Origin of the sequence: Actinoplanes siamensis, assembly GCF_016862395.1 — a bacterium.
Taxonomy (GTDB): domain Bacteria; phylum Actinomycetota; class Actinomycetes; order Mycobacteriales; family Micromonosporaceae; genus Actinoplanes; species Actinoplanes siamensis.
Genome location: NZ_BOMW01000040.1, coordinates 42,988 through 67,423, shown reverse-complemented (window position 1 = coordinate 67,423; position 24,436 = coordinate 42,988). Strand labels below are relative to the sequence as shown.

The window sequence follows — 24,436 nt, the reverse complement described above, 5'->3', positions numbered from 1 at the left end:
AGCGGCTACCCGGCGTGCCGGAAGGTCCGCCGGTACGCCGACGGCGCCACCCCGATCCTGGCGTGCAGATGCTGGCGCAGGGCGGTGGCGCTGCCCAGCCCGGCGCGCCGGGCCACCACGTCCACCGCGAGGTCGGTGGACTCCAGCAGCAGCCGGGCGTGCTCGACCCGCTGGCGCAGCAGCCACTGGCGCGGGCTGGAGCCGGTCTCGTCACGGAACCGGCGGGTGAACGTGCGCACGCTCATCCGGGCGTGCGCGGCCATCTCCTCGAGTGTGACCGGCTCGCTCAGCCGGTCCAGCACCCAGGCCCGGGTCGGCTCGGTGCCGGCCCCCGCGGCGGCCGGCACCGGGCGCTCGATGTACTGCGCCTGGCCGCCGTCCCGCCACGGTGGCACCACGCAGCGCCGGGCCGCCCCGTTGGCCACCTCGGCGCCGTGGTCGGAGCGCACGATGTGCAGGCAGAGGTCCACCCCGGCGCCCACCCCGGCCGAGCTGAGCACGTCGCCGTCGTCCACGAACAGCACGTCGAAATCCCAGTCGACCCGGGGGTAGAGCCCACCGATCCGCTTCGCCCAGGCCCAGTGGGTGGCGGCCGGCCGGCCGTCGAGCAGGCCGGCCGCGGCGAGCACCGAGGCGCCGGTGCAGATCGACACGATCCGGGCGCCGCGCCGTACCGCGGACATCAGCGTGGCGCGGACCGCCTCGGGCAGCGTGCCGTCGGTGACCGGACCGCCGGCGTGGATGCCCGGGATCAGGATCGTGTCGCCCCGCTCGGCGGCGCTCAGGTTGAACTCCGGCGTGACCGTGAAGCCGGCCTCGGTGCGGACCGGGCCCTCACCGCAGTAGAGCAGCTCGTAGAGGGGGCGACGGTCCGGGCCGGCCCGGGAGGAGCCGAAGACCTGCGCGGGGACACCGAGGTCGAACGGAACGACGCCCTCCAGCATGACGACGGCAATCACATGGGTCATGGCCCGATTCTTGCGCATGATGTCCGACCGGCCACTCGCGCGGGGCTGTGAGGTTCCGAAAGGATTCAGATCGTGAAAGCACGCCTACACCCCGCCTGGTCGGTCGCCGCCGTCGCGTTCATCGCTCTGATCGGCGCGGCCGGCTTCCGCTCCACCCCGTCCGTCATGCTGCAGCCGCTGCACGCCGAGTTCGGCTGGTCGCTGGGCACCATCTCCGCAGCGGTCTCGGTGAACCTGCTGCTCTACGGCCTGACCGCGCCGTTCGCCGCGGCGCTGATGGCCACGTTCGGCATCCGCCGGGTGGCCGCCGCCGCGCTGGGCCTGGTCGCGCTCGGCTCCGGCCTGACCGTGTGGATGAACTCCAGCTGGCAGCTGATGCTCTGCTGGGGCGTGCTGGTCGGGCTGGGCACCGGCTCGCTCGCGCTCGGCTTCGTCGCCACGATCACCGGGCGCTGGTTCGTCAAGCACCGCGGCCTGGTCACCGGGGTGCTCACGGCCGGCGGCGCGACCGGCAACCTGGTGTTCCTGCCGGTGCTGTCGAACATCACCGAGTCGCACGGCTGGCGCACGGCGGCGCTCACCGTGGCGGCGGTGGCGCTCCTGGTCGTACCGCTGATTCTCGGGCGCCTGCGGGACCACCCGCGGGACCTCGGGGTGACCGCCCTCGGCGGGGTCACCGAGGCACCGGCGAAGCCGGTGGGAAATGCCGCGCGGACCGCGGTCAGCGCCCTCCGCGACGCCGCCCGGACCCGGGCGTTCTGGCTGCTCGCCGGTGGCTTCGCGATCTGCGGGGCGACCACCAACGGCCTGGTCGGCACGCACTTCATCCCGGCCGCGCACGACCACGGCATGCCGAACACCACCGCGGCGGGCCTGCTCGCCCTGGTCGGCGTCTTCGACATCGTCGGCACGATCGCCTCGGGCTGGCTGACCGACCGGGTGGACAGCCGGGTGCTGCTCGGCGCCTACTACGCGCTGCGCGGGCTGTCGTTGCTGGTCCTGCCGTCCATCCTGGCCGCCACGGCGCACCCGGGCATGCTGGTCTTCATCCTCTTCTACGGCCTGGACTGGGTGGCCACCGTGCCGCCCACGGTCACCCTGTGCCGGGAGTACTTCGGCGCGGCCGGCCCGGTGGTCTTCGGCTGGGTCTTCGCCTCGCACCAGTTCGGCGCGGCGATCGCGGCCACCTCGGCGGGCCTGGTCCGGGACCAGCTCGGCGCCTACACCTGGGCCTGGTACGGCGCCGGCGCCCTGGCCATCCTGGCCTCGCTGCTGAGCCTGATGCTCTTCGCGGGCAAGCATCTCAAGCCGATCGCTCCCGGCATCGGCCTGGCGGTCTCCGCGAAGGCTTGATCCGGCGGTACGGCGCGAGCTCCGCCCGGCCCCGGGCCGTGGCGCGGCCCACCCGCCCGGCTGGTCCACAGGGGTGTCCGGAGAGCCGTCGGGACACCCCTGTGGACCAGCCGGGAAGCGGGAGTCGCGGTGCGGCCCGGTGTCGCGCCGGCCCCGCGGGGCTCACGGGGTGACCTCGACGACCTCCATCAGGCCACTCAGCACCAGGATCTGGCGGACGCTGTCGCTCGGGCGGGCCAGCTGGAAGGTGATCGCCTGGTCCCGGGCCCGCTGGAAGCCGGAGATCAGCGCGCCCAGCCCGGTGGAGTCGATGAACGCGACGTCGTGCATGTCCACCACGATCCGCCTCGGCCGCCCGGCCACCGCCTCGCCCAGCGCCAGGCGCACCTGCTCCACGGTCAGCACGTCGATCTCACCGCGCAGCGACACGGTGGTGAGGCTGCCGTCGGCATCCAGACTGGTCACTTCTTCGATCACCGGGGGGCCTTCCGTCTCGCCGGGCGCGTGCCCGCTTTGCTGTGGCGGGGGTTCCACGTACGGTAATCGGCATCACCAAAATGTGAGGAGCACGGTGTGCCGATCCGTGGCGGTCTGCCGCCGCGCAATCCCCGCTTCGTGGGTCGTGAGGAACTACTGTCCCGCGTGCGCGGCCTGCTCGGCAACGGTCCCGTGGTGCTGCTGCCGAGCCCGGACCATCAACTCGGCGGAACCGGACGTACCCAACTGGCTGTGGAATATGCCTATCGCCACGCGGACGCCTACGAGCTGGTCTGGTGGATCCCGGCCGAGCAGGGCGCCGGCATGCGCGCGGCGCTGGCCGGGCTGGCACAGAAGCTCGGGCTGCCGGAGGCGCGTGATCTCAATCGCACCCTGGGCGCCGTCCGGGACGCGCTGAGCCGCGGCGAGCCGTACCGGCACTGGCTCGTCGTCTTCGAGAACGCGAACCGGCCCGAGGACATCATGCCGTACCTGCCGTCCGGGGCCGGGCACGTGCTGGTCACCAGCCGCAACCCGCGCTGGACCGCGGAGGTGGCGCAGGCCCTGCCGGTGCCGGTCTTCGACCGGGCGGACGCGGTCGACCTGCTCCGCGCCCGCACGCCGGAACTCTCCCCGGCGGACGCCGACCGGCTCGCGGCCCGGCTCGATGACGTGCCGATCGCGCTGGACCTGGCCGCCGCCGTGCGCACGGCCACCGGCTGGCCGGTCGGCGACTACCTGGACCGCTACGACGACCGTGCCGCCGAGCTGGCCTTCCCCACCCCGATCCGGGTCGCCTGGGGCCTGGCCGCCGACGCGCTCGGCGAGGCCGCCCCGGCCGACCGGGTGCTGCTGGAGCTCTGCACGTTCCTGGCCAGCGCGCCGATCTCCTGGCAGCTGCTCTGGGCGGCCCGGACCCTGCCGATGGAGACGGAGGTCGCCCGGACCGTGCGGGTGGAGCGCCGGCTGCGGTCCGCGATGCGGCGGATCGCCCGGTTCGGGCTGGCCGGGCTGGACCCGTCCGGCGAGCGGCTGACCGTGCACCCGCTGATCCGTGGCATGTTCGGCCAGGAGCTCAGCTCGGAGCGGCACGCCGAGCTGCTGCGGACGGTGCGCGGCATGCTCTCCGCGGCCGACCCTGGCGACCCGGACAACCCGGCCGGCTGGTACCGCTACGCCGAGCTGGCCCCGCACCTGATCCACTCCGACCTGCTCGGCGGCGACGCCGAGGAGGTCCGTCAGTTGGTGATCAACTGCATCCGCTTCCACTACGCCCGCGGCGACTACGACTCCAGCCGCGAGCTGGCCGGCTCCGCGGTGGCGCGCTGGCGCGACGCGCTCGGCGAGTCCGCCGAGCAGACCCTGCTCGCCTCGTTCCACCTGGCCAACGCGCTGCGGGCGGTGGGCCGCCCGGCCGACGCGCGGAACCTGAACCTGCAGACCCTGCGCACCCAGCGGGAGGTGTTCGGCGCCGACGACGAGGCCACCCTGGCCACCGCCAACAGCGTCGGCGGCGACCTGCGCATGCAGGGCCACTTCGGGCAGGCCCGGCAGCTCGACGCGGACAACCTGGTGCGCTATCGCAGGCTGTTCGGGGAGAGCTTCCCGACCGCGCTGCGCTGCGCCAACAACCTCGCCATCGACTTGCGGCTGCTCGGCGACTTCCGGGGCGCCCGGACGCTGGACGAGCAGACCCTGCGGCACCGGCAGGCGATCTTTGTGGACGGCCACCCGGAGACCCTGGCGTCCCGGGCCGCCCTCGCCTACGACCTGTTCGGGCTGGGCGACTACATCGGGGTCGGCGTGGTGCTGGCCGGCCACGCCGAGCAGGTCGCCGAGGATCACCCGTTCGCCCTCTGGGCCGGCCGGCTGACCGCGATGGCCGCCCACCGCCTGGGCGACCCGCGGGCGCGCGAGCTGGCCACCGCGAACCTGGCCGCGTGCCGGCAGCGGTTCGGCGACCTGAACGTGGACACCCTGGCCACCGCGGTGTCGCTGGCCAACTGCGTGCGTGCCGGCGGCGACCTGGCCGGAGCGCACGAGCTGCTGGAACGCGCGGTGATCCGGTTGCACGCGGTGCTCGGTGACGAGCACCCGTTCACGCTGGCGGCCTCCGCCGGGCTGGCCGGGGTGGTGCGTTCGGCCGGCCGGCACCACGAGGCCCGGACCATCGACGAGGAGGTGCTCGGCGGCCTGCGGCGCAGCGTCGGCGCCGACCACCCGTTCACGCTGAGCTGCGCGAACGGCCTGGCCGCCGACCTGTTCGCGGCGGGCGAGGCCCAGCCGGCCCGCGAACTGGCGGCGGACACGCTGCGCCGGTCCCGCGTCGTCCGGGGCGCCGACCACCCGGACACCATCGCCTGCGCCTGGAACCTCGCCCTCGCCGACCAGGACCAGGCCGCCCAGCAGCAGGCCCTGGCAGCACTCGCGAAAGCCTACGGCGACGCCCACCCCGTCCTCCGGGCCACCACCGCCGCGCAACACCTGGAGACCGACGTCGACCTGCCACCCCTCTGAGGCCACCGCAACCACCGCGTGGTCGAACCGCGATCACAGCGGATTTCGCCCGTCGATGACGAGAGCGCCGGAAACGACAAGCAAAGCGTCATCGTTTCCGGCGCTCCCGTCATCGAGCCCGAGGGGCGAACTGCCGCCGAGCGGAGCGAGGCCGTCAGGCCCGGCCCCTAGGCGGCCACGTCCCTCTCGTTCTGCTTGTCCAGCAGCTCGGTGACCCCGAGCGCCGGCATCGGCCGGGCGAAGTGATACCCCTGCGCCCGGCTGCACGCCAGATCCCGCAGCCACTCCGCCTGAGCCGCGTCCTCCACCCCCTCGGCCACCGGCGCCAGGTTGAAGGTCCGCGCGATGTGCAGCACCGCCTCGGCCACCGACGCCCCGCCGCTCTCCGGCATCGCCTGCACGAAGGACCGGTCGATCTTGACGACGTCCACCGGCAGCGCGCTCAGGTGGCTGAGCGAGGAGAACCCGGTGCCGAAGTCGTCCAGCGCGATCCGTACCCCCAGATCCTTCAGCTCGCTGAGGATCCGGGCCGACTCCTCCAGGTCGGTCAGCGCCACCGACTCGGTCAGCTCCAGCACCAGGTGCCCCGGGTCCAGCCCGGTGCGTTCCAGCACCGAGCGGACCTCGGCGACCAGGTTGGGGTTGCTCAGCTGCGAGGCGGACAGGTTCACGTTCATCTCGAAGCCGGGGAACTGCCGCTGCCAGCGCACCGCCTGCCGGCACGCCTCCTCCAGCACCCAGCCGCCGAGCCGGGGGAGCAGGCCGAGCTGCTCGGCCAGCTCCAGGAACAGGCCGGGCGGGACCAGCCCCTTCTCCGGGTGCTGCCAGCGGATCAGCGCCTCGACGCCGACGGTCTGCTCGCCGTTCAGGTCGACGATCGGCTGGTAGTGCACCTCGAACTGGCCCAGGTCGAGGGCGCGGATGATGTCGCCCTCGGCCTTGCGGCGCTGCTCCTCCAGGGCGAACAGCTCCGGGTCGAACCGGCGGGCGGTGCCGCCGCCGTCCAGCTTCGCCCGGTGCAGGGCCTGGTCGGCCTCGCGCAGCACGTGGTCGATGCCGCCGCCGCCGGCGGTGAGCGCCACGCCCGCGCTGGCCCGGACGGCCACCTTGACGCCGTCCACCTCCAGCGGCCGCTGCAGCTCGGTCAGCACCCGCTCGGCCACCGCCACCGCGGCCTGCTCGTCCTCCAGGCCGGGCAGCAGCACCACGAACTCATCGCCGTCCAGGCGGGCCACCACGTCGTTGGCACGGACGTTGGCGGCCAGCCGGTCCGCCGCGGCGCGCAGCAGGCTGTCGCCGATCTCGTGACCGTGTGTGTCGTTCAGCTCACGGAAGCCGTCCAGGTCGACCACGATCACCGCGGTCATCGTCCGGCTCGCCACGGCCAGCTCGTGATCCGCCTGATCCAGGAACATCTTGCGGTTGCCGACCCCGGTCAGCGGGTCCCGGTAGGCCTGGCGGGCCAGCAGGGTGCGCTGCGTGGTCATCTCGCGCATCAGGGCGTGGTCCGTGCCGGCGCCGGTCCAGCGGCGGAACAGCACCGCCACCGCCATCGCGAGCAGCAGCCAGACCGCGCCCGGCGCGAGCTCGCCCTGGACGTGGCGGATGCCGGTGACCACGAGCGCGCCGGCGGCCGGCGCGAAGCGCAGCACCGGGCGGTCCGGCGCCACCAGCAGCAGCGCGATGCCGAGACAGAGGGCCGCGGCCAGTGGCACCAGCCAGCTCGCCGAGGTCGCGTCCGCCGCGTCCGCTGCCGGCCACACCAGCAACACCAGCGAGGCCAGCAGCACGCCGTCGTCGACGACGCGCCGCATCCGGTCCAACAGTGCTTTCCGAGCCACGATCCACCTCCGGCCGCTCACATCGGTCCGGCGACCGGCGGGTTGAGTGATCCGGCTGGCTCCCGCGGATTCGCTACCGAGCGGAAAACCGCAGGTCAACCTCCCTGCAACCGACTGCGTGACAGCCACCGCGCCGGGAGTGCCCGGATGCGCCCACGGCTGCCGGATCAGCGGGACAGCCAGGCCGCCAGGGCCGCGATGTCCGCCTCGGGCAGGGCGAGCGCGGCGGCGCGGACCAGCTCCGGCCGCCGGCGCAGGGCGGGCTGCGGGGAGACCAGGGCGAGACCGGTCCAGGCCGCGGCGTGGTCCCGGTCCGCGTCGAGGATTGCGAGGTACGACCGGAGCGCGCCGGCCCGGTCTCCGCGCACGCACGCCACGTCCGCGGGATCCCCGGTCCCCGTATCGTCCCCGCGCAGCGACGCCCGGATCAGCCGCAGTGTCGCGCTGGACTCGACCACCCGCGCACCGCCGGCCACCGCCGACCCGACGGCGGGCGCGTCACGGCCGGCACGCCAGGCGCCGGTCAGCGCCGCCAGGTCACCGGGCGCGACGGTCAGGTTCCGCAGTCGCCAGCGCGCGTGATGGTCGGCGCGGGCGAGGGCGGCGAGCCGTTCCACCTCGGCTGCGACCGGCTCGTCCAGCCACGGCGCCACCTCGTCGCGCAGCGCGCCCACCAGCCGCTCCCCGGCCGCGGACAGCTCACCGCCGCGGAGCAGCGCGCCCGCCGTCCGGTGCACCGCCGCGCGCCACCGGGCGAACTCGAACTCGGCCTCGGCCGGCGGGTCCCCGCGCAGCTCGGCTCGCCAGAAACGGGTCACGGCGAGGAACGCGTAGACCCCGTGCACGATCCCGAGGGCCGGCCGCGGGTCCTCCCGCCACGGCGAGTACCCCAGCCGCCCGGTCGGCTGGACCAGCTCGAACAGCCCGTGCACCGCGTTCAGCACGCTGTGCTGGACCTCGTGCAGCAGAGCCACCGCGAGCCCGGTCCCGCCGGTCGGCGCGGACATCGCCACCGCGCCGAACGCCTCGGCCGAGGTGGCGCTCACCCCCTCGGCGAGTGGGTCCGGCCGGGCCGGGACGATCACCCGCAGCACCCCGGCGAGGATCTCCGCGGCCTCCGGGTGCCGGATGATCAGAATCCGCCATGCTTGGTCGAGGCACCGCTCCCAGCTCGCTACCTCGGCCGGGCTCAGCGCCGCGGTGGCGGGCAGGCCGAGCGAATGCCGCAGCGGCCCGCGGTCGTCCAGCCGCACACTCAGGGTCCGTCCCGCGTGCGTCACCGACAGCGGGTGACCGGCCGGCTCCGGCAGTTCCCCGAGCGCCGTCCGGAGGCCGGAGCCGGGCGAGGCGTGGAGCCCGTCGAGCACCCGCGCCGCCCACAGGCCGGTCATCGGGTCGGCGATGCGGGCGCGCGACTCGGCCTCGGTGACAGTGGTCAGACGGTCGTACCAGAGCGGGGTTCCGGGGACCGCGAGCCGGATCTCGCGCAACAGCAGCAGATGGCGGCTGAGCTGCGCTCTGCGCAGCAGACCGAGCGTGCCGGCGGACGGCCGCCCGGCGCCGAGCGCGGCCAGGTCGGCGTCGGCCAGGCGGAACGGGCGCACCGTCAGCCCGTCAGAGAGCCGAGTTGAAGCCGGCGATCTGCTCGCTCGGCCCGGACCGGGAGTCGGTGAGCCGGCGCAGGCAGCGGTCGAGAGCGGAGTCGTCGCGGACGACCAGTTCGGCGAGGGTGGCCTCGGAGAGGTCGAGCATCTTTGACCGCCACCGCGGCGCGTGTCCGTCGTCCGGCTGACTCGTCTCCACGGCACCTCCTCGATCGTGGTGGTCGATGCGTTGCTTGAAGGTTACGGCGGTCGCCGGGTCGGGTGAGCGCCGGGAGTCGCTACCGTCGGTGCTCGCGAGGATGGCCCGGTCGTGATCTCATGGGACGTCACCACCGTAAACCGGTAACGGAGGGCGAAACAGTGCTGGGTGCAGAGCTGGGGGCCGGCGACGCCGCGCCCCGCCCACGAGGTGCGGCCGCCGCGCTGGCGGACCGGGTGGCGACGCTGCGCGCGTCGGCCTCCGGCGCCGGCGGCGCGGTCCTGGTCACCGTGGCGAGTTCCGGGAACGTGACGGCGCTGGAGCTGGACGACCGCTCCCTGGGTCTGGGCGCGTCCGGGCTGGCGACCGAGATCCTGCTGACCATCCGGCGGGCCCAGTCGGCGCTGGCCGGTCAGGTCGCCGAGGCCGTCGAGGCGACCGTGGGCGCCGGGACCGAGACCGGCAAGGCGGTGCTGGACAGCTTCACGCAGCGTTTCCCCGCCGAGGGACAGCCGGGCGAGCCGGCCGCTCCGGTGATGCCGTCGCCGCCGCCGTTCCCCTCGTTCAGCACCGTCCCGACCCTGCCGCACCAGGCGCCGGGCAACGGGTTCGAGAGCGGGCGGGACAGCCGTGCACGCTGAGCCCGGTCCCCGCCTGCCCCGGCGCGGCCCGGCCCCGCCGGTCGAGCGGATGGACAACGCCGAGCTGGCCCGGATGGTCGAGGCCGAGCATCCGTACCGCGGTAAGGCGCTCTTCGAGCTCTGCGACCGGCTGGCCACCGACGACGACGCGGTGGCGAAGGTGGCGATGCTGACCCGGCTCACCTCGCTGCGCCGGGCGCGGCTCTTCGACCGGGTGTCGCTGGCCTGGTCGGCCATCATCGCGCTGCTGGCCGCGGAGACGGAGAACGCCCGGCGTGAGGCGTACGCCGCCTTCCGGGCTCTGGATCCCGACGAACAGCGGGACATGCTGGACTACCTGGAGGTCACCGCGATCGAGGAGGCCCACCCGCGCATCGCGTGAGCGGGCCTCGCGGACGTCCGCCTAGATCTCCACCTTCACGTCTTTCCGGAAGGCGACGCGGTCCCGGACCGCTGACGCGTCCGGTTTCGGGTCCGGGTAGTACCAGGCGGCGTCGGCCGCCGTCCGGCCCTCGGCGCGCAGCGAGTAGTACGACGCCTTGCCCTTCCACGGGCAGACGGTGTGCGTGTCGGAGGGGATGAGCACGTCCTCCCGGACCGAGGCGCGAGGGAAGTAGTAGTTCCCCTCGAGCATCACCGTGTCGTCGCTCTCCGCGATCACTTCGTCGTTCCAGATGGCCTTAGGCATGCCCCGAACCTAGCGCGCCTCCGTGGATGTGACTTATATGTGCGATTTATTCACCTCTCGCGGGTGAAACGCGGCGAGATCGCCGCCGTGCCGTAGACTTCCTCTTCACTTGTCGATCAAGAAGGGCGCGGATGACCCGGCTTGACGAGCTGCGCGGCTCCGGTAAGGCCAAGCGGCACAACGCGCGCACGATCGCGGCCCTGACCGGCAACCCGGGCTGCAACCGGCGGGCCGTCCTGGACACCGCCGGCGTCGACAAGCTCAGGCTCGCCGAGGCGGTCGGCTTCCCGGGCAGCTTCGGGCAGTCCCGGTTCGCGCTGTCCCGGGGCAACGCGTTCGAGGCGATGCTCAAGGCCGACGACTGCGCCCTGCTGCGCTCGGTGCTCGGGGCCGGCGACGCCCAGCTCGACTACCAGGATCTCGGCGCGGACTCCGACGACACGCTGAGCGACCGGCACTCGCGGACGGCGGCGCTGCTCGCCGCCGCCGAGGCGGCTCTGATCGACCATCCGCTGCTCACGCTCCAGGTCGGTGGCCAGACCGTCTATCTGGAGCCGGACCTGGTGGCGTACGCGCATCAGGGCCGCCTGCAGGTCGTCGAGATCAAGTCGTTCGCGATCGTGGACGGGCAGGCGGACAGCGCCAAGGTCTCCGCGGCCGCGGTACAGGCCGCGACGTACGTTCTGGCGCTGCGCCAGCTGCTGGAGCGCCTCGGCATGGACCCGCTGCTGGTCGACCACGAGGTGGTGCTGGTCTGCCCGGAGAACTTCGCGATGACCCCGGTCGCGGTGCGCGTGGACGTCCGCAAGCAGCTCGCCACGCTGCGCCGGCAGCTGTCCCGGCTGGCCTCGGTAGGCGCGATCGTCGACGCGCTCCCGGCCGGGGTCACGTTTGATCTGAATCGGTCACCCGAGGAACTGGTCGCGGCGCTCGGGCACGTCGAGCCGCGGTACGCGCCGGAGTGCCTCTCCACCTGCGAGCTGTCGATGTTCTGCAGGCACGAGGCGGCCGGGACGACCGGGGCGCTGGGCCGGCCGGTCCGGGAGGCGCTGGGCGGGATCCCGACCGTCGGCGAGGTGCTCGCGCTCGCCTCCGGATCGCAGGCGCCGACCCCGGAGCAGGAGGAGGCCGCGGCGCTGTTGCGGCAGGCGCTCCGGCTGCGGTCCGAGGCGCTCGCCGAGGGCGCCTCGTGAGCACGCTCACCGCCCTCGCCCGGGCGCAGGCCGTGGCCACCGGGCGGGCCCAGCCCATCGCCACCGTCCGCCACCTGCACGTGCACGACCACCCGATGGTGCTGGTGCCACTCGCGATGGCCGGCGAGGCGAACGCGCCACTGGCCGCGCTCGCCGGCACCGACCCGGCCGCGCCGCGGCTCCTCGTCGTCACCCAGCCCCGGGACCGCGACGAACGCTTCCGATTCGCCGATCATCTCGGCCGGATCCTGATCTCGTACGTGGACTCGTTCGCCGACCTGACCGAGGACGTCCCGGTGGATCGGGGCAAGGACGTGCGGACCAGGTACGCCGACGCCCCGCAGCTCTGGGTGCCGAACCCGGGCGGCGAGGACTTCCTGCGCCTGCTCGGCCGGTCCACCCGGTTCCGCGCGGTCGACGGCGAGCACCCGGTGCCCGCGACGGTGCCGCTGCTCGGCCGGTGGCTGACGTTCTTGGCCAACAGCGCCGAGGTGCCCGGCTCGTCGCTGCTGCTCAACGCGGTGCAGGCGCTCGGGACGCACTGGGCCACCGGGCAGAGCAGCGCGGAGGACGCCCAGCTGGGCGTGCTGCTCGCGTGGATCGAGGAAGGCGCCGCGGCGGCCCGCGCGGTGGAGAACGGCCCGGTCGCCGGGCCGGCCACCGACCCGGAGTTCGACAACCGGGTGCTGGCGCCGCTGATCGAGCGGCAGGCGCCGGAACTGCCCGAGGTGTTGCGCGAGCTGATGCTGCCGACCTGGGAGCGGATGTGGCGGGTCCTCGGCCTGCTGCGCCGGCTCCCGGCGGGGGAGCGGGTGGCCCAGCGGTGGGGCGGGGACAAGGACGCCTACACGGCCTTCGCGCGGTACGTGGCGGAAGGCGGCGCCCCGCAGCCGCGCCGCGACGGGGCGGTCGCCGCGGCGGCCCGCCTGCAGCGCCTGGAGTCCGCGGCGGCCCGGTACGCGGTGCAGCGCGCCTTCGACGACCCGCTGATCCTGGCGGAGTACCGGCTGGCCGGCGCGGCCTTCGCCGGCACGGTGACGCTGGCCGCCCCGGACCGGATCGACGACAGCGGGAAGCGCCCGGTCCTGCGGCCCCGGATCATGGTGCGGACCTCGGAGACCGTGCGGGTGGAGCCGGGGACGTCGCTGACCTCGCCGAGCCGCCCCGGGCAGAAGGCGCGAGTCGTCTCGGTGAGCCCGGTGGCCGGGTCCGGGGAGTTCGACGTGCTGCTGGAGCTGTCCGGCGGGATGGGGCGCAAGCTGGTGGCCGAGCCCGGGAGCGTGCCGGCGGTGGGGGAGCGGGTGGTGCTGACCACGCTGAGCGAGGAGTTCCGCCGGAGCGGGGCGTTGCCCGATGTGTCCGAGACGCCGTGGACCCACGGCGGGCCGCCGGTCTTCGAGGAGCCCGCACCCGCGCGGGGTGGGCCGGCCGGCCTCGTTTCCACGCCGGGTGGGTCAGCCGGTCAGCCGGACGAGTAGCAGGGCGATGTCGTCGCTGCGGCGCGGGGCGACCTCGAGCAGGCGGGTGCACAACTCGTCACCCGGGTAGGCGGAACTCTCGCGAAGCCTCTCGGCCAGCCGTGCCACCCCGTCGTCGAGGAGCTGATCGCGGTCCTCGACCAAGCCGTCGGTGTAGAGGACCAGTGTCGAACCCGGCGGGACGTAACGCACCGTGGTGGTGCGCGCGTTGGGCGGCGGCAGGCCGAGCAGCGGCTCCGGCGGCACCCACCAGACCTGCACCCGGCCGTCCGGGAGCAGCAGCAACGGTGGCGGATGGCCGGCGTTCGCGAAGCTGATCGCGTAACCCGACCAGGACTGCCGCACCCGGGCCAGCACCGCGGTCGCGGCGGCCGGCACCCGCAGCCCATGAAGCGCCTGGTCGAGTTGGGTGAGCAGGACGCCCGGCTCGTCCGAGCGGCCGTACGCGTCACCCCGTACCAGATTCCGCAGTTGTCCCATCGTGGCAGCGGCCTCGATGTCGTGGCCGGAAACGTCTCCCACCGCCACCATGACGCTGCCGTCCGGCTGGGCGAACGCGTCGTACCAGTCCCCGCCGACCGCCGCTCCGTCCTGCGCCGGCAGGTAGCGGGCGTGCAGCTCCACCCCCGGCAGCCGGGGCAACTCGGTGAGCAGGCTGCGCTGCAGCACCTCGGCCACGTGACGTTGCTCCCGGTACAGCCGGCTGTTCTCCACGGCCAGCCCGGCGCGGCGGCCGATCTCCGCGGCGATCCGCTCCTCGGCGGCGCTGAACGGGGCCCGGTCCGGCCCGTTCACCAGCAGGACCGCGCCCAGCACCCGGTGCCGCACTGGCGAGACGATCGGCGCGACCATCGACGAGCCCAGCCCGGCCGAGGCGGCGAGGTCGGCGATCTCCGCGTCGTGCAGCTGCCCGCGCAGCTGCGCCAGACCGTCCGTGCGGCGCACCGGGCGGCCGTGCCGGCGGGCCGTCTGCACGATCGCCTGCACGTCGGTGCGCGAGCGGGTGGCCAGATCGGCCAGCCGCGCCATGTCGACGGCCCGTGCCGGATCCCGGTGTGCGGCGCTGACCCGCGGCGCGGCGCCCGGTTCGTCGGCGTAGGTGACCATGCACCAGTCCGAGAGCCGGGTGGTGACGATCCGCCCGAGCCGGCTCATCGCCTCGTCCACGTCCATCGTCGCCGCCAGCGACTCGGTCAGGTCGGTGAGCAACTCCAGCTGGTGGTGCGCCGACTCGGCGGCCCGCCGCGCGTCCTCCGCCGTGGACCGGGCGATCCGCAGGCACACCTCCGAGGAGCAGACCGCGGCCAGCTCGGCGAGCAGCGCGATCTCACTTTTCGTCCAGTCCCGCGGCTCGTGGTCCACCGCGCACAGCGCCCCCACCACCAGGCCGTCCGGGTCGGTGATCGGCGCACCGGCGTACGCGATCGCGGTGAGCTGGTCGATCGACGGGTTGCCGCGCGTCCGCGGGTCGGACCGCACATCCGAGATCACCAGCAGCTCGCCGGCGACGACCACGTGCCGGCTGAACGAGTGGGTCAGCGGCATGCTCCGCTCGCTGGCGAACGGCTCGGGCATGCCGACCTGCCCGGCGAGGTGCTGCCGCTCGGCGCCGACCAGGCAGACCACGCCGATCGGCGCGTCCACGAGCTTGCGGACCAGCATCGCCAGCCGGTCGAACGCCTCGTCCGGCCCCGGCTCACCGAGCCGCCACACCGAACGCAGGCGCACCGGATCGGCGAGCACACTGCGCTCGGTGTCACCGATGACGTCCCACTGAAGCACCATCGCCCCCCGGCCGGTCGCCTGCCAGGCTACCGGCGTGCGGGGCGTGTCAGCCCGCACGCTCCGGACCCGATCATCCGTTTCCGGTAGCCCGATTGGTCACCTGGCCCCCTCATCCCTGCCATTCCAGGTGGTGAGAGGGTTGATCCCCTGTACTGTCGCCCGTCGGTCCGCGCTGCCTCGGGCCTGGTTCCGTTTTCGGCGTGCGTTGTCCCCCGGCTGCGCCGCTCGTGGTCTCTCCTGGCTCGCCTCGCGGCGGCGGCCAGGTGCGGACACCGTCCCAGCCGCACCGGCCCGCCGCAAGACTTTCCACGAAAATCGGACAGCGCCGGGGGAGTTCGGCGTACCGTCCGCCGTTCGTGGCGCTGGTCCGCGCGGCCCGGCAGATCTCCGCTGGTGCGTGCGGCCCGGTTGGTGTCGCTCGTCGGTGCGTTCCGGTTGGCCTCTCGGTCGCGTTCCGGCTGGTTCTCCCGCGTGCCCGCGGTCCGGTACGGCGTCCTCGTGCCGTGTCATCGTTCCTGGTGGGTTGTCTGTCTGCGGCCGCTGGCCGTGGCCCGCAGGGCGAGGTGCCAGGGAAAGGTGTCGACGAGGTCACCGCCGGTGCCCGGGGCGTGCGGCTCACTCCCCCCGGGCCCGAACAGGATCCGGATGCCTTCCGCTCGCAACTGTTCCAGACTGCGCCGGAACGGGACGCGATCGGCCAGTGCGCTGTTCACGAACGGCAGGACCACGACGGGGATGCCCAGGCCGGACGCCTCGGCGAGCAGCCCCAGCGCGTAGGTGTCGGCGATCCCCTGCGCGAACTTGTTGATGGTGTTGTACGTGGCCGGCGCCACGATGATCGCGTCGGCCCGCCGGCTGCGGGGTTCGCTGGGCTTGCGATACCGGCTGCGCACCGGCCGTCCGGTCTGCTCCTCGATCGCGCCCACATCGACGAAGGCGAGCGCCGACGGCGTGGCGACGACCTGAACCGCCCACCCGGCGTTCTGCGCGAGGCCCACCAGCCGGCCCACACTCCCGGCCGGTCCGGCGGCGCACACGATGATGTAGAGAACCCTGCTGCCATCGCTCATCCGGCGATTCTGATCCACCACCGCACCCCCGCCGCCGACTTCCGCCCCCACCGGACACCCGGTCCCGACGCCCCGCGCAACGCCCGCCGTCGCCTCCCCCGTCCGGGCCATGCGCATGCGGTCGCCGGCGCGTCGCCGCGTGCCGGTCGGCGTCAGGCGGCGTGGTCGGCGGGGTGGTGGAACGGTTGCCGGGTGCCCGCGCGCATGCCGGACCGGATCGTGCCACGGATCTCGGCCTGGCCCAGCCCCGCGCAGCGTGCCGCCGCCTCCAGTTCGCGCCGGACCGTTCCGGCGTCGAGCAGCCCGGCGCCGACGAACCGGCCGAGCGCGAACGCCGCCCGGTTCAGCGTGTCGTTGCGGCACCCGACGGCAGCCCGTGCCACCCGGTCGGCCTCGGCGTCCAGCGCCGCCGAGGCATACCGGTCGGGGCGGGCGACCGGCCGCAACGGCGCCGGCGGCGGACCCGCGATCATGGAGCGCAGCGCCGCGGAAAGGGCCGGCAGCACCGTCCCCGGCCGGTGTATCCAGGTGTACACCGCACCGGTGGCGTGCCGGGACGGCGGCGCCAGCACGTACCCGCCGACGCCGCGCCAGTCCAACCCGGGCAGCAGGCGCACGCGGTTACCGAATCCGGTCGGCCGGAACCACAGGTGGCGGCCGCCCGAGCCGGTGCGCACCAGCGGACCGGGCGGGATCTCGTCGTCGAGCAGGTGGCGCAACCCGTGCCAGCCCTCCGCCGAGTCGACGTCCGCCACGTCCATCACCACGCCGGTGCGCAAGCCCACATTGGCGCCCGGCCAGTGTGCCCACCACAGCTCGATCCGGCGCGGATCGGTGCTCGCCTCGTTCACCCCGTGCCGCAGCCGGGGATGCTTGCCGGAACTGTCGCATCGCTCCGCTCGCGTGCACGAACAGACACCACCCCGGTCAGGCGTGTGCACCGGCAGGACCGGGATGCCGTGCCGGGCGTACGCCAGGGCGGTCGTGAGCGACATTAGAACAAGCGTACGACAATTTCACCGCTCCGGCAGTGCCCGCAGCACGTGCGAGATGTGGTGCGACGTGCTCCAGGCGATCCAACTCGCCGAACTGCCCGCGCCCCGGGCGGTGCGAGCCCGGCGCGCGATCTCCGCGTCGCCCCATGAGAACCGGGCACCGGCGGACGGCCATTGCGGCGACGTCACCAGCGTCCGGCACAGGTCGTGGCAACGGTCGTCGCTACGCCCGCCCCGCCGCGCCCAGCGGTAGATCCACCAGGCCTGCTCGGTGGTGTACCGCAACGTCGGCAACTGCCGATGATGCTGTACGCCGAGCCGCCGGACCGGGGACGTGACGCCGTAGTCCGCATAACCGATCCCCGGCGCACCGAGCCGCGCCCACACCCGCGCGTCCAGCCGGCCGACCGCCACCGGCCGGTCGGTGGGCAGATGGTCCAGGTTGGGCGGCATCGCGCCGGACGCCACGCTCACCGAACGCCACGGCACGGTGCGCGCCCAGCGCAGCACCCGGCGCGCCCGCTCCTCGACCTCGACGGCGTGCGCGAGGCAAGCCGTCTCGGCGAGGTCGATCAGCAGATCGACCTGGCCCGGGTCGAGCGCGATGGCGGCCAGCACCCGGTCGGTGGCCGCGTCCGCCTTCGCCGGATTCCCGGCGTCGACGTGTGGTCGCAGCCGGAGTACCGCGTTGTGGCGGTGCATCCGCGCGGCCCTGCCGTGTGCCACCAGGCGATGGTCGCTCTCGTGCGGCCGGACCACCGGCACCATCGCCACGCCGAGGCGGGCCAGCCGTTCCGCCGCCGCCACCGGCGCGGCCGGCTCGGGCACGCTCGCGAAGTCCAGCGCCAGCGCATCGGTCCGTGGCGGCAGCTCGCGAACCATGGGCACGACGCTGACCGCCGGATCCACCTCTACGATCGGGGTGACCCGCGCGGCCTCCTCCGTGGAGAGATGCGCGAGCGCCGCGAACTCACCGCGGCGCGGCCGGAGAATCGGCCGATAAGCCCCGTTGGGCGTCATAGCACCACGGTAACCGGATCAGCGGTTACCGGTGGGTTACGTTCGGTATAAATGCGCCAACATCGACTGGTTCGCCTCCCACCCGTCCGGGAACTTGACCGGCACGTTCAGATGCACGGGCTCGGTCGAGGGATGTGCGTCGAGCAGTTCGGGGATGCCGGAACGGGCCACCGCCACGCAGGCGTGCCGGTGCCGCGAGGTGAGCACGCAGAGCCGCCCGGACTCCAGATGGAACGCTGTGGCGTCACGCCGGCCGGAGAGCGGGTGAAGCACGACGGTCAGGTCGTACTCCCGGCCCTGCAGGCGGTTCGCGGTGTCGACGGTGATGCCTGCCGCCTCCGGAGGCAGCAGGGCGCGGATCGCCGCGGCCTGGTCCCGATGCGCGGCGCCGATCGCGATCCGGGTCGCGGTGAGCGCCCCGGTCCCGGCCTCCGACCCGGCGATCCCGCCCCGGGCCAGCGCGCGGGCGGCGAGCTGGGCACAGGCGGCCGCCGCCTCCGCGTCGGTGCGCACGGTGAATCGCGCGGGCAGCTCGTGCAGGCCCCAACCGGTCTTCGCCGCGGAATCCAGCACCTGGTCGAGCGGTGTCTCGGCGGGCCGCTCGAAGTGCAGGGTGCGATCACCCGGTCCGGTGCCCGAGCGGAACCCGGTGAACGGATAGAACGCCTCGGCCACCACCGGCGCGGCGGAAGCCGGCAACCGCCAGGAGACCGGCAGTCGATGCACCGGAAGCTCCGGATTGTGCCGCAGCAACACCGCCACCGCGCTCTGCATGGGATCCCAGGAGAGGCCGGTCCAGCGCTCCACCTCGACCGTCGAGAACGGGTCGAGCTGACCGGGATCGCCCACGAACAGCGCGCGCTCGAACCGTGGCGCCACTCGCAACAGCGCGTCCGACCGCATCTGATAGGCCTCGTCGACGATCGCCCACGGCCAGCTGCCCTCGGTGACCGTCGCCCACTTGGCAGCCGTCCCGATGGTCACCGCCGGCGACCCGAGATCGGGCACCTTGGCCGCGACCCGGCAGTTCGGGTGCGCCTTCACCCGGTCGCTGCGCTCGTAGTCGACTGCGGACAACCGCCCCACGCTCACCTCGGGTGATCGAGCGCCGAGCCGCTCGATCAGGTCGTCCACCTGCTCATTCGTCTGGGCCACGATGATCAGCGGCTCGCCGGTCGCGGCCACCTCCCCGGCCGCGCGTACCACCAGTGTCGACTTGCCGGCGCCGGGCGGCGAGTCGACGACGACGCCCCGGTGGCGGCCGGAGCGAAGATCGCCGAGCACCGCGGCGATCACGGTGGCGGCCTCCTCGGCCGGGCTGACTGAACTCACCCGGGCACCGTAGCGCGGGCGGCGGGCAGGATCGCTGGCGCACGGTGCGGTCCGCGGAAAGCCGTGCCACTTGCGGAGCAGATCTCCGCTGGCAGGCGGCGACCGGGGAGACGGTCGGCGCCGCGTCGACCACCGGGCGTGTGGTGATCGAGACCTGTGCGGAGGGGACGGCGAACCCGGGGTGAGCGGCCGGCGTCCGGTTCGGATCCGCGCTGCACGGGGCGACTCGGCGATCGGGGCAGGCGCATGCCGTGGCATCCGGTGCCATGGTCGCCGATGGCCGGCATCCGCCTTCGCCACCTGCGGGAATCATTCTGAGTTGACCTCCGGCGCCGGCTCCCACCAGGGCTTGGCGGGTCGGGTGCTGTACCGGTTCAGGCCGAGATCCGCCGATCGGCTTCTGCGCCGGAATGGGGGCGGCCCAGAGCTCGGATGGGGCGACCGTCCGTGCTGGCGGTTTTGGTGTCCGATTGGGGGATGGCGCCGGATTTGCCGTTACCGGATAGGCGGGGACATGAGTGATCGGGAGTGATTGGCGGATCTTCGGAGGCCCGAGTTCGGACAGGTGGGTGGGCCGATGGCTCGCAGATCCACGGGGGCTGGTAACTCGGTGCCGACCGCCGGGTGCTTACGCGGTGTCAGCGATCACGGCGTTCCGCAGAGAGTGACAGTCCCGCCGGGAATGCGGTGCGGAGGGCGGAAATCGTTCACGTATTGCGGCTCCGGGTGCGGATTCGGAGGCGTTGACCGTTGCGGATTCGGGTGTCTGATTATTGGGAGGACGGAATAGGGCCGGACGGCTCTGTTCGACGGTGGCCCATTGCGTGGAGTCGTCGGCTCCGCAACCGTGATCGGTCGTTATTAATCACTCGATAATTGTCTGGCCTGGCGTTTCGCTGGCGCCTGTCAGGGCGACGTCTCGACGCCGTGACGATCGCTGCGCCGACCGATGCGTACGGCGGTGCTTTCCGAGGCGCCGTCTCCAAGGGTTGCTGGCTGGCTGGCTGGTGCGGATGCCACTACGTGCGTGCGCGCCCCGGCCGAGGTCCGATCCGGGCAGCGGGATCGGATGGGGGCGAGGCGGAGGGGACCGGGAGAGCGCCTGCGGGAAGTTCTCGATCTGAGAACAGATGTTCTGACGGGAATCCGACACTCGGCCCGTCTCAAGTTGCGCAAACGTCCGAGGTTCGCCCGGTTGCGAGCACTCTGTGCCAGCTATGTGGATCCAGGCGTAAGGAGTGGGCACGACGTGGAAGGAATTTCGATCGGCCGGGCCGACCTCGGGCCGGCGGCCGGATTGCTCGGCCAGTCGGCCCCCGCGCAGGTCGCAAGCGGTTTGATCATGTCGGGTGAAAGGATGTTTGCCTCTCTGTCACCGCTCGGAAATAAGTCGGGTGTTCAATGTCGGGTACGGGGAATGGCGAAACCGGTCTGCAACTTGCGCGTGCGCTTCGCCGCGCAAGTTGCAGGTTTTGATGCTTCTCGGCTCGATGTCCCGTCGCGGTGACTAATCTTTGCTCGGTACGTGCGATTTCATTCGTGCTTGTTTTTATGATCTCGTCGCGGCCCCTTCCAGTCGATCATCGGAAGTGCAACTCTTCTAGCCAGCAGTGACGTCGACATCACGGACGGTGGTGGTGAGGAATGCGTCCAGACGTTCTCGTCGGTCCCAGCGATTGGCTGGTCGAGCAGTTCGGCGACAAGATCGCCGACGAGCTGTGGACCCGGGTGCCCGAGGCCCTGAGTACAGCGATCGACCGTGAGGTGCACGCCCACCCGGCCATGACACAGACCGTGGAGCGCGTGCTGGGCAATCCGCGCTGGCCGTTGCCCTACGAGGAGCTGGTCCTCTTCCTCGGCACGCTGCCGGGCGCCGAGATCATCAGCGTGCCGCGGTCGGTGTACCAGTTGGTGCTGATCAACGGGCACATCGTCGTGCCGTGGTGCTACGGGCAGTCCGCGCGCCTGTCGATGGCCGACGCCGAGGTGGGCCGCTCGTTCGGCCGTCTCGCGCGGGAGCTGCTCGGCCGGTTCGGGCCGCCGTGGCGCCGATCCCCGGTGGAGGCGCCGCTCCCGCTGGACGCGGTCGACGAGCGCGAGGTTGCCAAGATCTGCGCGGCGATCTCCGGGATCGAGCCGAAACCGGAGGTGGTCATCGCCGGCTATGCCGGAGCGCCGAATCTCGGCCTGCTCCGGGCGTGCCTGGGCGAGGTGAAATCCACGGACAACGGCACGCTGAACTGGAGCCACCTCGACGACCTGCCGCTGCCGCCTCCGGTCATCCCGCGGCCCCGGCGCATGCGGTTCCCCTGAGCGGTGGCGCTTGCTGACGGGCGATGGCGCTCCCTTCGTCGAGCGGCGACGCTTGCTCGCCGGGAGGGGGCGCCCGCCCGCGAGGGTGGCGCTCCGGGCGGCGACGTCCTCCCGAGTGGTGACGCTTCTGGAGCCTCTGCCGGCGGCGGGCCGGAGCCGCCCGGTGGATGCCGCCCGTCCGCCCCGGGCGGCGTCCACCGGTTCCGCCGCGGTGCGGTTGCCTGATCAGGGCTCATCGACGGCGACGGCTGGCCGTTCGACTGGTCCGGGTCGGGCGGGACAGTCGGCGCGGGTGGGGGCGGTGACGGGCGGTGCTCATTCGTGGTCACGGCCGGCTGGGAGCTGCCGCGGTGAGCGCGAACACCGGGTCGGGCACGTCGGCGGGAAATGGTCCGGGGCCACGGCATCCTGGAGGCGACCATGGGCAGTGCCCGGGTCCGCTACCCGCTGGTCGCCACGCCGGTCCTGACGACCACGACCCGGACCGCGCGCTGATCACCGTCTCCCCGGCCGGTCCGTCCCGGCTGCGGACGGACGCCCGGCGCGGCCTCGACGAGCGGCGTCTGGGGTCAGTTGCAAGGCCTCGCCGGGCCGGGCGGCGTGGTGGAGGCCGACTTCGGGAACGACTTCGAGCGGGACGTGCTGCGCCTGCTCGCGGTCCGCGGCTGCCGGCCGGTTCCGCGGTTCCGGATCGGTGGTTACCGCATCGACTTCGTGCTCGGCGCACCGGACGGGCGGCGGTTGGCGATCGAGCGCGGCGGCGACACGTATCGGGGCCCGCGGCGGTGGGAGAGCGACGTGCGCCGGCAGGCGGTGCTGGAGCGGGTCGGCAACCGCGTGTTCGTCCGCATCCGCCGGCGGCGTCTCCGCCCGGGAGCCGGAGGCGGCGATGCGGCCGGTCCGGCAGCGGATCAACGAGCTGGAGATCACTCCGGTCGTCGAGTGACGCTCACCCAGCGCATGGTTCTCGGAACGTGGCGTGCATGTGGACGGTGACTTGCGGGTAGGGGATCGCTGAAGGTTTTCCGATGAACACTCGCAGTGACTTTCTGTTATGGAGGCCGCGACGCTTTTCGGTAGCTTTGGGTGGCATAGCGGTCCACCGTTCGGTTGTTTCGATACTCTGGATGGGCGATAATTCCCTGCTCCTGGCCTTGCCTGCGGATACGTCAAAACTTTGACGGTGGCGTCCACTGTTATTACGGCCCGGTGACGGGTCGTAATAGGTGAGGGACTTGGTGGCAGCGGAGACAGTCGTGCGCGAGGGGGGAGGTGCCGCCGGATGACCGTGCCCGAGGAACGGGAGCGATGGGCGCCGCCGGCCGCCTCGCTGCCCGAGCCGCGCCCGCCGGTCGAGGACCGCGCCGCCTGGTTCTCCTACATCGCCGCGAGCGACCAGATCGTCTGGTCGGCGGCCCTGTCCGCGATGCTCGGCCGGGCCCCCGCGGAGAGCGAGATGACCCGCCAGGTGCTGGCCCGCTACGTACACCGGGACGATCTGGCCACCGCGCTCGGCGCCATCACCGAGGCCTGGACCAGCCGGGCCACCGTGCTCGCCACGGTCCGGCTGATGCGCCAGGACGGCGGCTGGTTCGACGTGGACTGCCGGCTCGAGCCGGTGACGAGCCCGGACGGCACGGTCCGCGGCATCCGGGGCACGGTCCGCGATGTCACCGACCGCGAGCGTGCCCGCCGCGAGGACGCCCGGCTCACCCGCCGGGGCGAGACCGTGCAGTCCTCGCTGGTCGAGCCGGATCCGGCGACCGGGCTGCTGACCCGCGCCCGGTTCGCCGACGAGATCGACCGCGCGCTGCGCCGGGCCGCCGCCGGCGCGCTGCTGGTGCTGCGGGTGCAGGCGGAGCGGGCCGGCGACGCGGTCCGCCCGGAGCGCAACCCCGAGTTGCTGCAGCGGACCGCCCGGAGGCTCGAGGACCGGGTCGGGCCGGAGCAGTTGCTCGGCCGGGTCGGCACCAACGAGCTCGCGGTCCTGCTCACGTCGACCAACTGGTCCGCCGCCCGCAAGCAGGCGGCCGCCCTGGTCGAGGCGCTGCGCGCGGAGTCCGGCACGCTGGTCTGGGGTGGCCTGGTCCGGTTCCGGCCGGACTCCGAGGCCGGCAGCCACGACCTGCTGATCGACGCCGAGCAGGCCTGGCGGCAGTCGCGCGAGGTGGACTGCCCGATCACCCTGGTCGCGCACCCGGTGCCGGCGCGGGACCGCCAGGGCTCGTACCGCAACCGGGTGGCCGACGCGCTCGGCACCGACCGGTTCACCCTCTACTCGCAACCGATCCTGGAGCTGCAGACCAATCGGGTCACGCGGCACGAGCTGCTGCTGCGGGTGCTCGACGACGCGGACGGCCCGCAGTCGCCGATCCACGTGCTGGACACCGCGGAGCGGCTGGACGCGGTCTTCGACATCGACCTGTGGGTGGTGGAGCGGGCCATGCGGCTCGCCGCCGAGCAGCCCGGGATGGGCCTGCAGATCAACCTGTCCGGCCGCTCGGTCGGCGACCCGCGCCTGACCGCCGAGGTGGAGCGGCTGCTCGCGCAGTACCGGGTGAACCCCGGGCAACTCACCTTCGAGATCACCGAGACGGCGCTGATCGGGAACCTGAGCGAGGCCCGCCGGTTCGCCGACCGGATCCGCGACCTGGGCTGCTCCCTGGCGCTCGACGACTTCGGCTCCGGCTACGCGTCGTTCCGCTACCTGCGGCTCTTCCCGATCGACCTCGTCAAGATCGACGGGGAGTACGTGGTGGACCTGGCCGGTAACCCGCAGGACCAGGTGCTGGTACGCGCGCTGGTGCAGGTGTGCCAGGCGTACGGGATCCACACGGTGGCCGAGTTCGTGCAGGACGAGGCGACCCTGCGGATGTTGCGTGAGCTGGGCGTCGACTACGTCCAGGGCTACCTGATCGGGCGCCCGTCGCCGGTCGTGCCGGGCCGGTTGCGCGACGCCTGA

Annotated in this window: 21 protein-coding genes; 10 read left to right on the top strand and 11 right to left on the bottom strand. The window is 73.1% G+C overall.

Annotated features, from left to right (window positions below; translation table 11 throughout):
• Positions 1 to 5: 5 nt before the first annotated feature.
• A complete protein-coding gene (locus tag Asi03nite_RS21495) occupies positions 6 to 986 on the bottom strand; it encodes a GlxA family transcriptional regulator (protein WP_203682218.1) in 981 nt (326 codons plus the stop codon).
• A gap of 51 nt (positions 987 to 1,037) precedes the next feature.
• On the opposite strand from Asi03nite_RS21495, the gene Asi03nite_RS21490 reads away from it, so the two are divergent.
• Positions 1,038 to 2,321, top strand: coding sequence for an MFS transporter (locus Asi03nite_RS21490; protein ID WP_203682235.1), 1,284 nt, complete (start codon positions 1,038 to 1,040; stop codon positions 2,319 to 2,321).
• A 162-nt stretch (positions 2,322 to 2,483) separates the two neighbouring features.
• Here Asi03nite_RS21490 and Asi03nite_RS21485 read toward each other — a convergent pair whose 3' ends face one another.
• Positions 2,484 to 2,786, bottom strand: a complete 303-nt coding sequence (locus Asi03nite_RS21485) for an STAS domain-containing protein (RefSeq protein WP_239102828.1) — start codon at positions 2,784 to 2,786, stop codon at positions 2,484 to 2,486.
• 108 nt (positions 2,787 to 2,894) lie between these two features.
• Here Asi03nite_RS21485 and fxsT point away from each other — a divergent pair, with 108 nt between their 5' ends.
• Entirely contained in the window at positions 2,895 to 5,315 is a 2,421-nt protein-coding gene (gene fxsT, locus Asi03nite_RS21480) for an FxSxx-COOH system tetratricopeptide repeat protein (protein WP_203682216.1), read from the top strand.
• A gap of 167 nt (positions 5,316 to 5,482) precedes the next feature.
• On the opposite strand, the gene Asi03nite_RS21475 is transcribed toward fxsT, so the two are convergent.
• The 3 genes from Asi03nite_RS21475 to fxsA form a co-directional block, all read right to left on the bottom strand.
• Entirely contained in the window at positions 5,483 to 7,156 is a 1,674-nt protein-coding gene (locus Asi03nite_RS21475) for a putative bifunctional diguanylate cyclase/phosphodiesterase (RefSeq protein ID WP_203682215.1), read from the bottom strand.
• A gap of 167 nt (positions 7,157 to 7,323) precedes the next feature.
• Positions 7,324 to 8,760 (bottom strand): aKG-HExxH-type peptide beta-hydroxylase, encoded by a 1,437-nt coding sequence (locus Asi03nite_RS21470; protein WP_203682214.1) that lies wholly within the window; start codon positions 8,758 to 8,760, stop codon positions 7,324 to 7,326.
• Between the two features lie 10 nt (positions 8,761 to 8,770).
• Positions 8,771 to 8,959, bottom strand: a complete 189-nt coding sequence (gene fxsA / locus Asi03nite_RS21465; protein WP_239102827.1) for an FxSxx-COOH cyclophane-containing RiPP peptide — start codon at positions 8,957 to 8,959, stop codon at positions 8,771 to 8,773.
• A gap of 161 nt (positions 8,960 to 9,120) precedes the next feature.
• Between fxsA and Asi03nite_RS21460 the strand changes: the two genes are divergently transcribed.
• Together Asi03nite_RS21460 and Asi03nite_RS21455 are read left to right on the top strand one after the other, a co-directional pair.
• Positions 9,121 to 9,600, top strand: coding sequence for a YbaB/EbfC family nucleoid-associated protein (locus Asi03nite_RS21460; RefSeq protein WP_203682213.1), 480 nt, complete (start codon positions 9,121 to 9,123; stop codon positions 9,598 to 9,600).
• The gene (locus Asi03nite_RS21455; RefSeq protein ID WP_239102826.1) at positions 9,590 to 9,982 is read left to right on the top strand and encodes a hypothetical protein; all 393 of its coding nucleotides are present in this window, start codon (positions 9,590 to 9,592) and stop codon (positions 9,980 to 9,982) included. The genes Asi03nite_RS21460 and Asi03nite_RS21455 overlap by 11 nt, the downstream gene beginning before the upstream one ends.
• 21 nt (positions 9,983 to 10,003) lie before the next feature.
• Here the strand turns inward: Asi03nite_RS21455 and Asi03nite_RS21450 are convergent, their stop codons facing one another.
• Positions 10,004 to 10,288 carry a DUF427 domain-containing protein gene (locus Asi03nite_RS21450; RefSeq protein ID WP_203682212.1) on the bottom strand — a complete coding sequence of 95 codons (285 nt, stop codon included), beginning with the start codon at positions 10,286 to 10,288 and terminating at the stop codon, positions 10,004 to 10,006.
• Between the two features lie 131 nt (positions 10,289 to 10,419).
• Here Asi03nite_RS21450 and Asi03nite_RS21445 point away from each other — a divergent pair, with 131 nt between their 5' ends.
• Both Asi03nite_RS21445 and Asi03nite_RS21440 read left to right on the top strand, forming a co-directional pair.
• The gene (locus tag Asi03nite_RS21445; RefSeq protein WP_203682211.1) at positions 10,420 to 11,481 is read left to right on the top strand and encodes a hypothetical protein; all 1,062 of its coding nucleotides are present in this window, start codon (positions 10,420 to 10,422) and stop codon (positions 11,479 to 11,481) included.
• Positions 11,478 to 12,959, top strand: a complete 1,482-nt coding sequence (locus tag Asi03nite_RS21440) for a hypothetical protein (RefSeq protein WP_239102825.1) — start codon at positions 11,478 to 11,480, stop codon at positions 12,957 to 12,959. The genes Asi03nite_RS21445 and Asi03nite_RS21440 overlap by 4 nt, the downstream gene beginning before the upstream one ends.
• Here Asi03nite_RS21440 and Asi03nite_RS21435 read toward each other — a convergent pair.
• The 5 genes from Asi03nite_RS21435 to Asi03nite_RS21415 form a co-directional block, all read right to left on the bottom strand.
• Complete coding sequence (locus tag Asi03nite_RS21435; protein WP_239102824.1) at positions 12,936 to 14,801, bottom strand: GAF domain-containing SpoIIE family protein phosphatase; 1,866 nt, start codon at positions 14,799 to 14,801, stop codon at positions 12,936 to 12,938. The two genes, Asi03nite_RS21440 and Asi03nite_RS21435, sit on opposite strands and share 24 nt — an antisense overlap.
• Before the next feature lie 449 nt (positions 14,802 to 15,250).
• The gene (locus Asi03nite_RS21430; RefSeq protein WP_203682210.1) at positions 15,251 to 15,814 is read right to left on the bottom strand and encodes a flavoprotein; all 564 of its coding nucleotides are present in this window, start codon (positions 15,812 to 15,814) and stop codon (positions 15,251 to 15,253) included.
• A gap of 152 nt (positions 15,815 to 15,966) precedes the next feature.
• Positions 15,967 to 16,809 (bottom strand): bifunctional DNA primase/polymerase, encoded by an 843-nt coding sequence (locus Asi03nite_RS21425; RefSeq protein WP_203682209.1) that lies wholly within the window; start codon positions 16,807 to 16,809, stop codon positions 15,967 to 15,969.
• A 21-nt stretch (positions 16,810 to 16,830) separates the two neighbouring features.
• Positions 16,831 to 17,829 (bottom strand): beta family protein, encoded by a 999-nt coding sequence (locus Asi03nite_RS21420; protein WP_203682208.1) that lies wholly within the window; start codon positions 17,827 to 17,829, stop codon positions 16,831 to 16,833.
• Between the two features lie 36 nt (positions 17,830 to 17,865).
• Positions 17,866 to 19,161 carry an AAA family ATPase gene (locus Asi03nite_RS21415; protein WP_203682207.1) on the bottom strand — a complete coding sequence of 432 codons (1,296 nt, stop codon included), beginning with the start codon at positions 19,159 to 19,161 and terminating at the stop codon, positions 17,866 to 17,868.
• Between the two features lie 1,249 nt (positions 19,162 to 20,410).
• Here Asi03nite_RS21415 and Asi03nite_RS21410 point away from each other — a divergent pair.
• The 4 genes from Asi03nite_RS21410 to Asi03nite_RS21395 all read left to right on the top strand — a co-directional run bounded on the left by Asi03nite_RS21410 (position 20,411) and on the right by Asi03nite_RS21395 (position 24,436).
• Positions 20,411 to 20,668 carry a hypothetical protein gene (locus Asi03nite_RS21410; RefSeq protein WP_203682206.1) on the top strand — a complete coding sequence of 86 codons (258 nt, stop codon included), beginning with the start codon at positions 20,411 to 20,413 and terminating at the stop codon, positions 20,666 to 20,668.
• A gap of 137 nt (positions 20,669 to 20,805) precedes the next feature.
• The gene (locus Asi03nite_RS21405) at positions 20,806 to 21,474 is read left to right on the top strand and encodes a hypothetical protein (RefSeq protein ID WP_203682205.1); all 669 of its coding nucleotides are present in this window, start codon (positions 20,806 to 20,808) and stop codon (positions 21,472 to 21,474) included.
• Positions 21,475 to 22,047: 573 nt separating this feature from the next.
• Positions 22,048 to 22,470, top strand: coding sequence for a PDDEXK-like endonuclease domain-containing protein (locus tag Asi03nite_RS21400; protein WP_239102823.1), 423 nt, complete (start codon positions 22,048 to 22,050; stop codon positions 22,468 to 22,470).
• Between the two features lie 286 nt (positions 22,471 to 22,756).
• Positions 22,757 to 24,436, top strand: a complete 1,680-nt coding sequence (locus Asi03nite_RS21395; RefSeq protein ID WP_203682204.1) for an EAL domain-containing protein — start codon at positions 22,757 to 22,759, stop codon at positions 24,434 to 24,436.